The sequence below is a fragment of the Exiguobacterium sp. SH31 genome (genome assembly GCF_001816105.1).
Classification (GTDB): Bacteria; Bacillota; Bacilli; order Exiguobacteriales; family Exiguobacteriaceae; genus Exiguobacterium; species Exiguobacterium aurantiacum_A.
The window spans coordinates 1-15,000 of record NZ_LYTG01000051.1 but is presented as its reverse complement, the minus strand read 5'-3'; the positions used below and the strand labels follow the sequence as shown (position 1 = coordinate 15,000).

Sequence of the window (15,000 nt, the reverse complement as noted above, 5' to 3'; positions counted from 1 at the left end):
AAAGGTCGGCCAGAGAAGGTGACGGCCCTGTAGCTGAAATCTTATCCCCTCCAGAGTGGATCCTGAGTACGGCGGGACACGTGAAACCCCGTCGGAATCCGGGAGGACCATCTCCCAAGGCTAAATACTTCCTAGTGACCGATAGTGAACCAGTACCGTGAGGGAAAGGTGAAAAGCACCCCGGAAGGGGAGTGAAATAGATCCTGAAACCGTATGCCTACAAGTAGTCAGAGCCCGTTAACGGGTGATGGCGTGCCTTTTGTAGAATGAACCGGCGAGTTACGATGGCGGGCAAGGTTAAGCTGATGAGGCGGAGCCGCAGCGAAAGCGAGTCTGAATAGGGCGCATCAGTCCGTCGTCGTAGACCCGAAACCAGGTGATCTACCCATGTCCAGGATGAAGGTCAGGTAACACTGACTGGAGGTCCGAACCCACGCACGTTGAAAAGTGCGGGGATGAGGTGTGGGTAGCGGTGAAATGCCAATCGAACCTGGAGATAGCTGGTTCTCCCCGAAATAGCTTTAGGGCTAGCCTCGAGGTGAAGAGTTCCGGAGGTAGAGCACTGATTGGACTAGGGGCCCCCACAGGGTTACCGAATTCAGTCAAACTCCGAATGCCGGCAACTTGTACTCGGGAGTCAGACTGCGAGTGATAAGATCCGTAGTCGAAAGGGAAACAGCCCAGACCATCAGCTAAGGTCCCAAAGTGTATGTTAAGTGGAAAAGGATGTGGCGTTGCACAGACAACTAGGATGTTGGCTTAGAAGCAGCCACCATTCAAAGAGTGCGTAATAGCTCACTAGTCGAGTGACGCCGCGCCGAAAATTTAACGGGGCTAAACATACCACCGAAGCTATGGATTCCGTAAGGAATGGTAGGGGAGCGTTCCAAGCAGCAGTGAAGCGGTATCGTGAGGAGCCGTGGAGCGCTTGGAAGTGAGAATGCCGGTGTGAGTAGCGAAAAGAGGGGTGAGAATCCCCTCCGTCGAAAGCCCAAGGTTTCCTGAGGAAGGCTCGTCCGCTCAGGGTTAGTCTGGACCTAAGCCGAGGCCGAAAGGCGTAGGCGATGGACAACAGGTTGATATTCCTGTACCGCCGTACCACCGTTTGAACGATGGGGGGACGCAGAAGGATAAGGTAACCGTGCGACTGGAAGTGCACGGACAAGCAGCGAGGCCGTCGGGTTGGCAAATCCGCCCGGCACACAAGGTTGAGCTGTGATGTGGAGCCCGTAGGGCGAAGTACCGGATTTCACGCTGCCAAGAAAAGCCTCTAGTAAGGAGGTCGGCGCCAGTACCGTAAACCGACACAGGTAGGCGAGATGAGAATTCTAAGACGCGCGGGATAACTCTCGTTAAGGAACTCGGCAAAATGGTCCCGTAACTTCGGGAGAAGGGACGCTTATGGCAACATAAGCCGCAGTGAATAGGCCCAAACGACTGTTTAGCAAAAACACAGGTCTCTGCTAAATCGCAAGATGAAGTATAGGGGCTGACGCCTGCCCGGTGCTGGAAGGTTAAGGGGATGTGTCATCGCAAGAGAAGCACTGAACCGAAGCCCCAGTAAACGGCGGCCGTAACTATAACGGTCCTAAGGTAGCGAAATTCCTTGTCGGGTAAGTTCCGACCCGCACGAAAGGCGTAACGATTTGGGCACTGTCTCAACGAGAGACCCGGTGAAATCATAGTACCTGTGAAGATGCAGGTTACCCGCGACAGGACGGAAAGACCCCATGGAGCTTTACTACAGCCTGATATTGAGGCTTTGTACGCGATGTACAGGATAGGTGGGAGTTTGTGAAGCCGGAGCGCCAGCTTCGGTGGAGACATCCTTGGGATACCACCCTTTGCGTATAGAGTCTCTAACTCGCAGCCGTGATCCGGCTGGAGGACCGTGTCAGGCGGGTAGTTTGACTGGGGCGGTCGCCTCCTAAACAGTAACGGAGGCGCCCAAAGGTTCCCTCAGAATGGTTGGAAATCATTCGCAGAGTGCAAAGGCAGAAGGGAGCTTGACTGCGAGACCTACAAGTCGAGCAGGGACGAAAGTCGGGCTTAGTGATCCGGTGGTTCCGCATGGAAGGGCCATCGCTCAACGGATAAAAGCTACCCTGGGGATAACAGGCTGATCTCCCCCAAGAGTCCACATCGACGGGGAGGTTTGGCACCTCGATGTCGGCTCATCGCATCCTGGGGCTGGAGTAGGTCCCAAGGGTTGGGCTGTTCGCCCATTAAAGCGGTACGCGAGCTGGGTTCAGAACGTCGTGAGACAGTTCGGTCCCTATCCGTCGTGGGCGCAGGAAATTTGAGGAGAGCTGTCCTTAGTACGAGAGGACCGGGATGGACGCACCGCTGGTGTACCAGTTGTTCCGCCAGGAGCATCGCTGGGTAGCTACGTGCGGACGGGATAAGTGCTGAAAGCATCTAAGCATGAAGCCCCCTCCGAGATGAGATTTCCCTTTGAGCAATCAAGAAAGACCCCTCAGAGACGATGAGGTAGATAGGTCATGGGTGGAAGCACGGCGACGTGTGGAGCTGAATGATACTAATCGGTCGAGGCTTTGATCTAGAAACGGTTTGAACTTGATGAGTCTTCAGTTTTCAGGGAACAATTCCCTTGTCTGGTGGCGATAGCGAAGCGGCCACACCCGTTCCCATGCCGAACACGGAAGTTAAGCGCTTCAGCGCCGAAAGTAGTTGGGGGTCTCCCCCTGTGAGGATAGGACGTTGCCAGGCCATATGAAGGACGACCAAGCACATGCTTGGTCGTCTTTTTCTATTTCTAAAACCGATTATTATTGGCTTGGCCTTCCGATAACGTGGACATTTTCCGAATGATTTGAGAAGGATTCAACAGGAATGAACACAATTCTGAACTTTCTGAACATCGTGAATTGAATTGCACTTTCGAGCCATACCTGTTACCATTACAGAAATATTTCGAAACAAAGATTCGGGTCCGATAGAGAAAGGGGCAATCGATTTTTATGTGGGAAAACAAGTTTGCAAAAGAAGGATTAACGTTTGATGACGTCTTACTCGTACCGCGGTTTTCAAATGTCTTGCCAAGAGATGTAAGTCTGAGCACGAAGCTATGTGAAGGGCTCGAGTTAAACATTCCGGTCATCAGCGCTGGTATGGACACAGTGACGGAAGCACCGATGGCGATCGCCATGGCGCGTCAAGGTGGTCTTGGCGTCATCCACAAAAACATGTCGATGGAAATGCAAGCAGAGCATGTCGACCGTGTGAAACGTTCGGAGAACGGAGTCATTACGAACCCATTTTATTTGACGCCAGAGCGCCAAATTTATGATGCCGAGTATTTAATGAGTAAATACCGCATTTCCGGTGTCCCAATCGTCAATTCTGAACAAGAACGGAAATTGATCGGTATTTTGACTAACCGTGACCTTCGCTTCATCAGAGACTACTCGACTGTGATCGAAGACGTCATGACGACAGAAAATCTTGTCACTGCAAAAGTCGGAACTTCTCTTGAAGAAGCAGAGCGAATTCTGCACCAACACCGCATCGAGAAGTTACCACTCGTCGACGATGCCGGCGTTTTAAAGGGCTTGATCACGACGAAAGATATCGAGAAGGTTGAGCAATTCCCTCACGCTGCGAAAGACAAACAAGGGCGTCTTCTTGTGGCGGCAGCTGTCGGGGTAACAAAAGACGCTGCTTCGCGTGCTCAAATCCTTGTCGATGCAGGCGTGGATGCGCTCGTTGTCGATACAGCACACGGCCACTCGGCTGGTGTCATCGAGAAAGTGAAAGAGCTGCGTGATTTGTTCCCGACACTTCCAATCATCGCTGGTAACGTGGCGACGGCAGAAGCGACACGTGCTTTGATCGAGGCCGGCGCTTCAGTCATTAAAGTCGGAATCGGTCCGGGTTCGATTTGTACGACACGGGTTGTTGCCGGAGTCGGTGTCCCTCAAATCACGGCAGTCTATGATTGCGTGACAGAAGCACGAGAACACGGCGTCACGGTCATCGCTGACGGTGGAATCAAGTACTCGGGCGATATCGTCAAGGCAATCGCTGCTGGCGCAAGCGCTGTCATGCTCGGTAGTCTCTTGGCTGGCGTAAAAGAAAGCCCAGGTGAGATGGAGATCTATCAAGGTCGTCAGTTTAAGACTTACCGTGGTATGGGATCGGAAGCTTCGATGAAGCGAGGCAGTCAAGACCGTTACTTCCAAGAAGCGGACAAAAAATTCGTCCCAGAAGGCATTGAAGGACGTGTCGCTTATCGAGGTGAGCTGGCCGATACGGTGTATCAACTCATTGGTGGTCTCCGTTCAGGAATGGGTTATTGCGGAGCTGCCGACATCCGAGCGTTGCGAGAAGATACGCAATTCATTCGGATGACTGGAGCCGGCCTGCAAGAAAGCCACCCACACGATGTCCACATCACAAAGGAAGCACCAAACTATTCACGTTAACAAATAAGCCGTTGTCTCCTGAAAAGGGACAACGGCTTTTTGCTGATTATTTTTTAGACTTCGTGACGAGGATTACCGTGCCGCCTTGATCTTGCGCTGGTAGGTTTACGGTCACCTTGCCATCGCGTTTGACAACGTACGTCCGCCCGCTGTAGCGGTCGACGAGTACTGTGTTCTGCTTATGTTTTGTTTGGAATGTTGCCGTTTGAGCCGACTCTTTCGTGTTCAATCCGACGAGGACAGACTCTTTTCCGTATGTCCGTTCAAAAATCGAGTAACCGGTGCTCGAACCGCCGGCAACGACCGAACGTGTTCCTTTGCTGAACACTTTTGAATAGTCCGCCCGAATGTTGAGCAACTTTTGATAGTGGGCGTGCATGTCTTTGCCTTCACCGTTCACCCGTTTCCAGTCAAAGTCGTAACGGTTTTCGTTAAACTCGCCTTTGTCCATGTCTAAGGCATGTTTCCCAGATTGACCGATCTCTTCTCCATAGTAGATGACCGGTTGCCCTTTCGCCGTCATTTGGAGCGAGGCTGCGACCATATGCTTACCTTCATCGCCGTCAGCACGAGAGATGAGGAAGCCATCTTCATCGTGGCTGCTGAGGAACTGGCCGAGTGTCGCTTCGTTTGAGAGTTGGGTGTTCCGGTATTGAAGAGCGCTCTCGACCCCATCAATGTTCCCGTTGATGAAATTTTCCGCTTGGTACTTGAAGTCGAAATCAAGCAACGAATCCATCTGGCCGCTCCGGAGATAGCCGCCTGTGTTGTTCACACTCGCCCCGTAATGCTCACCAATCATTTTAAAGTCTGGCTTGAGCGCTGTCAGTTCATTCTTAAACGATTTCCATGTCGTCGCATCCACATGCTTGACCGTATCGACACGGAAGTAATCAATCGTGTTTCCTTGTTTCGTCTTCGAACGCTTGATCCAGTCAGTCTGCCATTTGACGAGTTGTTCACGGACGGCAGCTTCCTCTGTCTTAAAGTCAGGAAGGCCGGAGAGCGACATTTTCAAATCATCCCCGTCGACAGGCGTGTCACGAATCATGCCTTTAAAGGCATCACGTTCCTTGTTCGTAGGGAAATTCGTCGCCCCTGTGCTGTCGGCGCCTGGTTCCATTCCGTAGCCTGGGTGGTTCAAGACGACGTCGACCATGATCTTGATGCCGCGTGCGTGGGCCGCATCGATCAGGCGATGGAACGCCTGCATGTCTCCGAGATGTTCATCAAGTTTCTCGAAGTTTTTGGCCCAGTAACCGTGATAGCCGTATTGAGAGCCATCTTTACCGTAGCGGAGATCCCAATCGATATTATCGACGATCGGGGTGATCCAAATCGTGTTGATCCCGAGCTTGTCGAGATAGTCGAGTTTTTTCGTGATCCCGGCGAAATCGCCGCCGTGATACGATTCGAGATGATCTTGGTCATAATATTCACCGTTCGGATTATTGTTCGTCTTGTCGCCATCGTGGAAACGATCCGTCAACATGAAGTAGATCCGGGCTTCGTCCCAGTCGAACGCTTGCTTGTCTTTCATCGTGACCGGTCGGACGTTTACGGAAGCCGTCGTTTTATGGACGTTGCCGTATTGGTCCACAGCCGTGATCGTCAACGTCTTATTGCCTGGCTTGACCGTATCTTTGACCGCGATCGTCTGTTTATTGAGCGCCGGATCGATTGAAAGTTTAGCCGGTCCGCCAAGTGGGCGGGCATCGATATAGAGTTCACGAAGCGTCACGCCTTTTGGTAACGTCGGTTTGACATGAACGACGGCATTCTCCCGCGAACTGATTGCTTTCGGTGCGAGCGAAGACGTGAGTTTGATGGCCGGGCGACGGTATTCGACGGTTGACGCTTCGAAATTGGGGTCCGTCACTTCGGTCGTGACGCCGTCTTTTGTGACGAGGAACGTATAGTCATGCGTCCCTTCCGGAAGACGGACGGTATGACGGTACCATTCGTTCTTGTCTTCATACGTCATCGGATAGGTCACGCCATTCACGTTTAAGGCGACACGGTCGAGTTGATCGAGCTGTCCTGCCTCGTACAAGTCTTTGTCCCGATAGAAGAACGTGACGGTCCCGTTCTCGAACACCGGTCCTTGAATGGTTGGTACTTGGTGGAAGGTGCCTTGGCCGCTCGCGACGACGACTTTCGTGACACGATCATTTCCGAGTTTCACGTAACGGTCTTCACCGTAAGCGTCCTTGACCGCCCAATCGGTTCCTTTACGGATGACAAATCCGACGTTCGTCGCATCTTTCCCGACCGGAATCCGGAAAATGGCGCCGTCTTCCGTAATTTTGTAGGGATCCACTTGTCCATCTTTTGCCCCGGTGCTCCACGTCCACAAGTTCCAATCGGTATAGTCTTGATCGGCGCGGACGTACAGCATTTCGATGTACCGCTGCGTCTTCCATGGATCAGCCAGCTCCGTGACGGTCTTGAACGAAGTCGTCAGCGCGGGTAGCGTCGTGGTCGATAGATTACCTTTGACGGCCCCGGCTGGCAATGTGGCCGTGTATGTTTGACTGAGTCCGAGTTTGCTCGTCGGCGTGACGGTCACGGTCGAACCGTTTGCTTCGGCAGTGAACGGGATGGCCGTCTCTCCGCTCATCAAGCTGACATTTGAGGCGTCTAACGTCACCGGTTCATTGAACGTCCAGGTGATGGGAGCAGATACGTCGGCAGCTTCAGACTGATTCGCCGGGTCGACGTTCGTTACTTCAAGCTGCGTTACTGTCTCGACGCCGCTGAGCGTATAGGCCGGGCTGTACACAGATTGAGTCGACGGGTTGGCCGAGACGTTCCAGCTGTCGGCTAGTTTGTTAGATCCGTTGCTCGGAATCGTATCGAATGCACCGTGTTCACCGGCATTGTTTCCGCTGAGGACGGTGAGAGAACGGACCGTGTCGTCATTTTTTAAACCGAGCAGCGACAACGGGATTTTCCCTTCGAATCCTGTCGTCCGGTCGAGGGCGAACGAAGCACCGTTCAAGTTTGCCAAGTTCGCGAGCGGGGTCGTCTTCCCAGCTTCATAGAGCGCGGCTTCTTTGACAGACTTGTCCCCATCGACACGAAGTAAAATGTGATACTGTGGTTTTTTGTCTGTTTGATTAAAGTTGAACGGATAACCGAGTGGGTTCGTGGCGACGCCAGAATCTTCATCGTTCACTTGGAGGGCGATGTTTATGTATTGGCCGTTGTCGCCCCAGTTCGGGACGTTGAACGCATCGACATAGAAGTACAGGTTCGTTTTGTCATTTTGAAGATAAAGATTGCCGAGATCGAAGCCTTGCCAACCAACATCTGCCGATGACGCCAGCGCCGAGACGTCTGTCCAATCGGTTTTATTCCCATCGACTGCCACCGTCGTCGGTTCGGCCAAGACGTTCACCGGGACACCGGCTTGAATGAGCAGGACAGAAGATAAGAGTAATGTCGTCGTACGTCGTGCCGTATTGTTCTTCTTCATGAGAGCACCTCTTTCGTAAAATAGGTCGTCTACAGGGCAACGGATTGTCAATTTTGTGCAAACGGTTCCAGAAATAGTTTAGCTGATTATGTAAGCGCTCACAATATGTTTTTTGAAAAACAATAAAACGTCCTTCGTGTGGAAGGACGCTCAGTTAGAGATATAAGGTGTTGTCTGCACGAGCTCTCCCTTGACGATTAATCGTTCCGTCGCATCGAACGTGCACGTGATCAAGGTAATGGTCGCATCTGTCGTCTCGTCAAGCACGTCGATCCGTGTCGGGGGAACGGTCTCGAGTGCCTCCGTCCGGTATTGATACGTGTTCGTCAAATCGGTCACGTAAATCATCGTTCCCGTCTTGATCGTATGGAGCGGTCCGAACAAGGCTGTCGGACTTTGGGTGTAATGACCGGCTAGTGCGTAATTCCCACGCCCCATCTGTTGGGAAGCGCGCATCGTACCAGCCCCGACTGCCAAATTCTCATTGTCGAGACCGTACAAAATTGGTAATTCTAAATCGATATCTGGAATCATGATCATGCCGATTGTCGGCAAATCATGAAATCGATTGCGCACGTTTAACAAGTCGTCCCACGATAACGGTTCGACCGTTTCGAAGTCGAATTCGCCCCGATCCGGCTGTTGGAGTTGAATCGCTTCAGTCACACGTTTGCTGTTCGAGGTGGCGACACGGTCTTTCCACCATGACTCGGTCAAAAAGAGGCTACCGATCAACAAACAGACGATGCCGATGACGTAGCGTGAGCGTCTGATCATTGTTTTATCGCGAGGTTTTCCCATATGGCCCTCCCTTCCCGATATTCCAACAGGCCATCAACTGGTCGATCGCCGTTTGTAACGTCGCTTCAGGCAGGGCGGCGAAACCAAACAGTAGTTGCGGTCTCGTGTCGCGTGAATTGATACGATAGTCGGCCATCGCCTTTATACGAATGCCTGACTGTTCAGCGAGTTGCTTCAATTGCTCGCTAGTTTGTGCTGTATCGACCGAGAGGACGATGTGGAGACCAGCGCTGGCGCCAGTGATTGTGACGAGCGGCTCGTATGGTTTGAACGCCGTGATCACGGTCTCGAGTTTGCGGCGGTACGTTTTGCGCATCCGGTTCAAATGTTTCTCGAAATCGCCGCTCGCCATAAACTCGGTTAGCGTATGTTGCTCGAAACGCGGCACGCTACAGGTGAAATGGCGATACCGTTCCCGATAGCGGTTTAACAGTGGGGGCGGAAGCACCATGTAACCGATGCGGAGCGAAGGCATGAGCGACTTCGAAAACGTGCTCAAATAAACGACACGTTCGTTTTGGTCCATGCTTTGCAGCGACGGAATCGGCTTGCCGCTGTAACGAAACTCGCTATCGTAATCATCTTCAATGATATACGTTTGCCGCTCGGACGCCCAGTTGAGGAGGCGCTGGCGACGGCTGACGGACAGGATCGTACCGGTCGGGAACTGATGGGCCGGGGTCACATAAACCGCATCGATTGCCTCTGCCTCGAGTCGGTCGACAAGGACCCCGCTGTCGTCGACCGGGAGCGGGACGTAGCTTCGATTTTGGTGTTCGAACAGCTGTCGCGTGAGCGGATAGCCCGGGTCTTCAATCCCGAACGTCGTCGCGTCGGTGAGCAAGTCGAGCAGTTGAGGCAACAATTGCTCGGTCCCAGAACCGACGATGATCTGCTCGGGCGAACAATGAACGCCACGGGAGTGATACAAGTACGTGGCGATTTCTTGGCGGAGCACGAGATCGCCTTGCACCGACCCGAGTGCGAGCAGTTCATGATTCTCCTCGGCGACGACTTGTTTCAAGTGACGGCGCCAACGTTCGAACGGGAATGCGGTCGTATCGATCTGACTCGGGTATAAGTCGAACGTGTATGTTTTTTTCGTCGGAAGCGGTTCGATCGTGCTGGTGCCACGCCTGACGTACAGCTCTTCTTGCGGCAAGACGTAAAACCCTTTCCGTGGCAGCGACTCGATATATCCTTCCGCAAGCAGCTGGGCGTAAGCGAGCTCGACCGTCGTTTGCGAGACGTCCAAAAATTGGCCAAGCTTCCGTTTTGACGGCAGTTTCGTCCCGGTCATGAGCGTATCGTCGACAATTGCTTGCCGGATGTGTAAATAGAGCTGTTCATAAAGCGGGGTGCTCGATTCGGGCTCGAGCGAGAATGTGAGCATATCCATAAGTTGTCCTTTCTTCTGTCAGCCGAAGAAAACATAGAGCACGAATCCGATGACGAGAATGAACGAAATCAGTCCAGGCTTCCCGTAAAAGGAACGGTTTTCCGCTTGATCTCGCGGGTCCCATTGGTCCATAAAACATTCCTCCCTTATACGTAATAAGATTCGAGGAAACGAGCATGAACCCTTCTCTTAAAACTGACCACTTTAAAAAATATAAAACTGGCACTTTCAATATAGTCAAATCAATCTATACTTGCAAGTAGACTAGCTTAATGGAGGCGATTTATATGGAAAAGAGACAAGTAGGGACAGATAAAGTCAAACGTGGAATGGCAGAAATGCAAAAAGGTGGCGTCATCATGGACGTCATCAACGCTGAACAGGCGAAGATTGCTGAAGCGGCAGGAGCCGTGGCAGTCATGGCGCTCGAGCGCGTACCATCAGACATTCGTAAAATGGGTGGCGTCGCCCGGATGGCAGACCCGACAATCATCGAAGATGTCATGGGAGCGGTATCTGTACCGGTCATGGCGAAATGCCGCATCGGACATATCGCCGAAGCCCGTGTCCTTGAATCGATGGGGGTCGATTTCATCGATGAGAGCGAAGTGTTGACACCGGCCGATGAAGAGTTCCATCTTTACAAGCGTGATTACAATGCGCCGTTCGTCTGCGGAGCGCGTGACCTCGGAGAAGCTTCACGCCGCATCGGTGAAGGTGCAGCGATGATCCGGACAAAAGGTGAGCCAGGGACAGGAAACATCGTCGAAGCGGTTCGTCACATGCGTACTGTCCAAGCACAAGTGAAACGCTTGCTTTCAATGAGCATCGATGAAGTGATGACAGAAGCGCGCGATCTTGGTGCCCCGTTCGAAGTGCTCATGCAAATTCGTGAAGCGGGCCGTCTTCCGGTCGTCAACTTCGCAGCAGGTGGTATCGCGACGCCGGCAGACGCGGCACTCATGATGCACCTCGGTGCGGACGGCGTCTTCGTCGGATCAGGTATCTTCAAAGCAGAGAACCCGGAGAAATTTGCCCGTGCCATCGTTGAAGCGACGACATACCATGACGACTACGAGCGAATCGCTCACTTGTCAAAAGGTCTTGGCGAAGCGATGAAAGGACTCGACGTTCGCACGCTCAAACCAGAAGAGCTCATGGCGCCGCGAGGTTGGTAAGATGACGACGATCGGTGTACTCGGAATGCAAGGTGCGATTCGTGAACACGTCCGCATGCTCGAGGCGCTCGGTGCAGATACGCTCGTCGTCCGTTCGGTCGATGACTTGGACCGCATCGACGGACTCGTCTTGCCAGGCGGGGAGAGCACGGCGATGCGTCGTCTGCTCGACCGCTATGACCTGCTCGAACCGCTTCGTGCGAACACATCGTTGCCGATGTTCGGCACATGTGCCGGACTGATTTTACTCGCGACCGAAGTGGAAGGGTATGATGCCCACCTTCGCAAAATCCCGATGACCGTCAAGCGCAACGCGTTCGGACGTCAAGTCGACAGTTTCGAGGTCGATTTACCGGTCAAAGGAATCGATGACGCGGTTGAAGCAGTGTTCATCCGGGCCCCGCAAGTAGTAGCGGTTGACGCTAACGTCGAAGTCCTCGCCGAGGTCGAAGAAGCAATCGTTGCAGTGCGCTACGACAAATATGTTGCCTGTTCGTTCCATCCAGAACTGACGGATGACTTGTCGATGCACCGCTACTTCTTAGAAATCGTCAAGGCGACGAAGCATCAACTCGCATGAGTCGAAGACTCCCTGTAACTAGGGGGTCTTTTTCTGCTACACTGTAACGAGACACGTACAGAAAGGGGCAAGACTGTGAAAGATAAATGGATTGTATCGGTGCTCATATGCGCTGTCCTTATAACTATTGTTTTTCCGATGAACGCTTCAGCAACGCCTAAAGTCGAAGCGAGCGGTGCGATGCTCGTCGATATGACGACCGGACAGGTTCTTTTTTCGAAAGATGAAGATGCGATGCTCCCACCGGCGTCGATCACAAAGCTGATGACCACTTTCCTCGTTCGGGAGGCAGTCGAGTCAGGAGAACTGAGTTGGAACGAAGAAGTGACGCCGAGTGAAGCGGCATTGGCCTTGACGCGTAAACCAGGGCTCGCCCGCATCCCGCTCGTCAATAAACCGTATACAGTCAAGGAACTATATGACGTGGCGCTCATCCGCTCGGCGAACGAGGCCGCGGTGACACTGTCCGAGGCGGTGGCGGGGTCGGAAGAAGCGTTCGTTCAACAGATGAACGAGCGGGCGACCGAGCTCGGCATGACCCAGACGACGTTCGCGAACGTCTCGGGACTAGATTCTGTATCAGCAGGTCGTCCAGGAGAAAACTTGACGTCGGCGAATGATTTGATGAGGCTCGCGCTCGCCTACTTGACGAAATTTCCGGATGTGCTCGACGTGACGAAGCGAGCGTATGTCGACATTGACGGCGTCAGATTCGAAGCGACGAATCGGATGCTTTCAGGCCGCGATTTGGCGTATCCAGGGATGCTCGGTTTTAAGACGGGCACGACGGATGACGCCGGTTATTGCTTCATCGGCGTATCGACACGAGATGGTCGGACCGTACTCTCCGTCGTCCTTGGGGCCGAGACGGACAACGGGCGCTATGAGGCGACGAAAGCACTTCATGAGTTCGCTTATCGCGACTTTGTCATGACACCGATTTTACGGACCGGAGAAATCGTGCCGGAGAATGTATTCGTCGCCGAGGGAGAAGTTGAAACGGTAGCTGCGCGGACGACAGCGGCGTTCGAAGTGCTCGTCGAGAAAGGACAAGCCGTCCCTGAACCAGTCTATGACCTTCCGGACACGAAAGCACCGGTCGCAGTCGATCAACAAGTCGGGACGGTCACGATTGAACCTTCAGAGAGCGTCCGCTATCTTGACGGCGAGAGTCCGCCGACAGGAACACTTGTGACTGCCGAATCAGTCGAGACCGTTTCATTTTTGACTCGGATGAGCCGGGCCTTCGCAGACTTTTTAGAGGAGGTTCGACTCGTCCTAGGAAAACTGAGTCTTGTCGATAGAGTCGAGATGTTGTAAAGTAAGATTAATTCAATGACAGATGCAACGATGAGGAAAAGTACGTTACAGTCATCTACTTACAGAGAGCTAGTGGTTGGTGCAAACTAGTGGGACGACGTAACTGAATCGGCCTCGGAGCATTGACTTGGAAACAAGTCACGTCACGCACACGTTACGTGCATCGAGTGGCCTAGTTTTAGGCAACGAGGGTGGCAACGCGGATCCAAGGTGGTTCGTCCCTTTCCTACGGGAAAGGGGCGTGCCACCTTTTTTATGCAAAAAAGGAGGAACTAGTTATGTTAGACATCAAACGATTACGTCAAGATTTTGAAGGGATTAAAACCAAGCTCGCCCAACGCGGTGAAGACTTGAGTGCGCTCGACCGTTTTCCGGAGTTAGAAGAGAAACGCCGGGACCTCATCAACGAGGTCGATGTGAAGAAAGCAAAACGAAATGAAGCGACGAAACAAATCGCTGAGCTCAAGCGCAATAAGCAAGACGCGGAAGCACCGATCCTTGAAACACGCCGACTTGGTGATGAGATCAAGTTGCTCGACGAGGAATTACGTGAAGTGGAAGCCGAGTTGAACATGATTCTCCTCAGCATCCCGAACATCCCGCATGAATCAACGCCGATCGGTGAAACAGAAGACGACAACGTCACGATCCGCGAAGTCGGAACGAAGCCCGAGTTCGATTTTGAGATGAAACAGCATTGGGACGTGATGGAAGACTTGAAAATTGTCGACGTCGAACGCGCCGGTAAAGTGACGGGAAGCCGTTTCGTCTTCTATAAAGGATTAGGTGCTCGCTTAGAACGGGCGTTGATCAACTTCATGATGGATATGCATGCCGATGAGCACGGCTATTCTGAAGTGCTCCCACCGTACATGGTTAACCGTGACGCGATGACAGGGACGGGTCAGTTGCCTAAATTTGAAGAAGATGCGTTCAAAGTGGCCGACACGAATTACTTCCTCGTCCCGACAGCGGAAGTACCGGTGACGAACATGCACCGCGATGAGATTATCGCTGAAGCGAACTTGCCGATCACGTATACAGCTTACAGCGCTTGCTTCCGTTCAGAAGCGGGATCTGCCGGTCGTGACACACGCGGTCTCATCCGTCAGCATCAGTTCAACAAAGTCGAGCTCGTCCGCTTCGTCAAACCGGAAGAGTCTTACGAACAACTCGAGTTGTTGACAGGACACGCGGAAGAAGTATTGAAACGCCTCGGTCTTCCGTATCAAGTACTCAGCATGTGCACAGCCGACCTCGGTTTCACCGCAGCGAAGAAGTACGATATTGAAGTATGGATGCCGGCTCAAGGTGTATATCGCGAGATCTCATCTTGCTCAAACTTCGAGGACTTCCAAGCGCGTCGTGCCGGGATCCGCTTCCGTCGTGATGTGAATGCCAAACCGGAGTTCGTGCATACACTCAACGGTTCAGGGCTTGCCGTCGGTCGGACCGTCGCCGCGATTTTAGAGAACTTCCAACAAGCCGATGGATCTGTCGTCATCCCAGAAGCGCTGCGTCCATACATGGGCGGAATTGAAAAAATTGAACTTCCCCGTTAAACGAGGAATGGCCTATCCGAACGTATCATTCCGGATAGGCTTTTTTTTAAATGTTTTTTTACAAAAGGGTTTGACATCTGCTTGCTGAGTTGGTACTATAAATCATGTCGAGCGAGATGTTTGTTCGTCAACTGCATATGAGCCGTGGAGGTGTACCCAAGTGGTTTAAGGGAACGGTCTTGAAAACCGTCAGGGGTGTAACAGCCCGCGTGGGTTCGAATCCCACCACCTCTTCCA

At 52.6% G+C, this 15,000-nt stretch carries 8 protein-coding genes, 1 tRNA gene, 2 rRNA genes and 1 other annotated feature (1 of these 12 only partly in view); of the genes, 8 read left to right on the top strand and 3 right to left on the bottom strand.

Annotated features, from left to right (window positions below; translation table 11 throughout):
- The 3 genes from A6395_RS07835 to guaB form a co-directional block, all read left to right on the top strand.
- Positions 1 to 2,563, top strand: a 23S ribosomal RNA gene (locus tag A6395_RS07835) (it extends 351 nt beyond the left edge of the window).
- Between the two features lie 51 nt (positions 2,564 to 2,614).
- Positions 2,615 to 2,730: ribosomal RNA gene (gene rrf, locus A6395_RS07830) — 5S ribosomal RNA — on the top strand.
- A 251-nt stretch (positions 2,731 to 2,981) separates the two neighbouring features.
- Complete coding sequence (gene guaB, locus A6395_RS07825) at positions 2,982 to 4,445, top strand: IMP dehydrogenase (protein WP_071398621.1); 1,464 nt, start codon at positions 2,982 to 2,984, stop codon at positions 4,443 to 4,445.
- Positions 4,446 to 4,491: 46 nt separating this feature from the next.
- Here the strand turns inward: guaB and A6395_RS07820 are convergent, their stop codons facing one another.
- From A6395_RS07820 to pdxR, 3 genes are all read right to left on the bottom strand, one after another.
- Positions 4,492 to 7,923, bottom strand: coding sequence for an alpha-amylase family glycosyl hydrolase (locus A6395_RS07820; protein WP_071398620.1), 3,432 nt, complete (start codon positions 7,921 to 7,923; stop codon positions 4,492 to 4,494).
- 150 nt (positions 7,924 to 8,073) lie between these two features.
- Positions 8,074 to 8,700, bottom strand: coding sequence for a class A sortase (locus tag A6395_RS07815; protein ID WP_252100528.1), 627 nt, complete (start codon positions 8,698 to 8,700; stop codon positions 8,074 to 8,076).
- Between the two features lie 4 nt (positions 8,701 to 8,704).
- A complete protein-coding gene (gene pdxR, locus A6395_RS07810; protein ID WP_071398618.1) occupies positions 8,705 to 10,123 on the bottom strand; it encodes a MocR-like pyridoxine biosynthesis transcription factor PdxR in 1,419 nt (472 codons plus the stop codon).
- Between the two features lie 287 nt (positions 10,124 to 10,410).
- On the opposite strand from pdxR, the gene pdxS reads away from it, so the two are divergent.
- The 5 genes from pdxS (at position 10,411) to A6395_RS07785 (ending at position 15,000) form a co-directional block, all read left to right on the top strand.
- Positions 10,411 to 11,301, top strand: coding sequence for a pyridoxal 5'-phosphate synthase lyase subunit PdxS (pdxS, locus tag A6395_RS07805; RefSeq protein WP_070329506.1), 891 nt, complete (start codon positions 10,411 to 10,413; stop codon positions 11,299 to 11,301).
- Position 11,302: 1 nt separating this feature from the next.
- Positions 11,303 to 11,881, top strand: coding sequence for a pyridoxal 5'-phosphate synthase glutaminase subunit PdxT (gene pdxT / locus A6395_RS07800; protein WP_071398617.1), 579 nt, complete (start codon positions 11,303 to 11,305; stop codon positions 11,879 to 11,881).
- Positions 11,882 to 12,019: 138 nt separating this feature from the next.
- Positions 12,020 to 13,201 (top strand): D-alanyl-D-alanine carboxypeptidase family protein, encoded by a 1,182-nt coding sequence (locus A6395_RS07795; RefSeq protein ID WP_071398622.1) that lies wholly within the window; start codon positions 12,020 to 12,022, stop codon positions 13,199 to 13,201.
- 18 nt (positions 13,202 to 13,219) lie between these two features.
- Positions 13,220 to 13,427: a binding site (T-box leader), on the top strand.
- 52 nt (positions 13,428 to 13,479) lie between these two features.
- The gene (serS, locus tag A6395_RS07790; protein WP_070329504.1) at positions 13,480 to 14,763 is read left to right on the top strand and encodes a serine--tRNA ligase; all 1,284 of its coding nucleotides are present in this window, start codon (positions 13,480 to 13,482) and stop codon (positions 14,761 to 14,763) included.
- Positions 14,764 to 14,909: 146 nt separating this feature from the next.
- Positions 14,910 to 15,000: transfer RNA gene (locus A6395_RS07785), tRNA-Ser, on the top strand.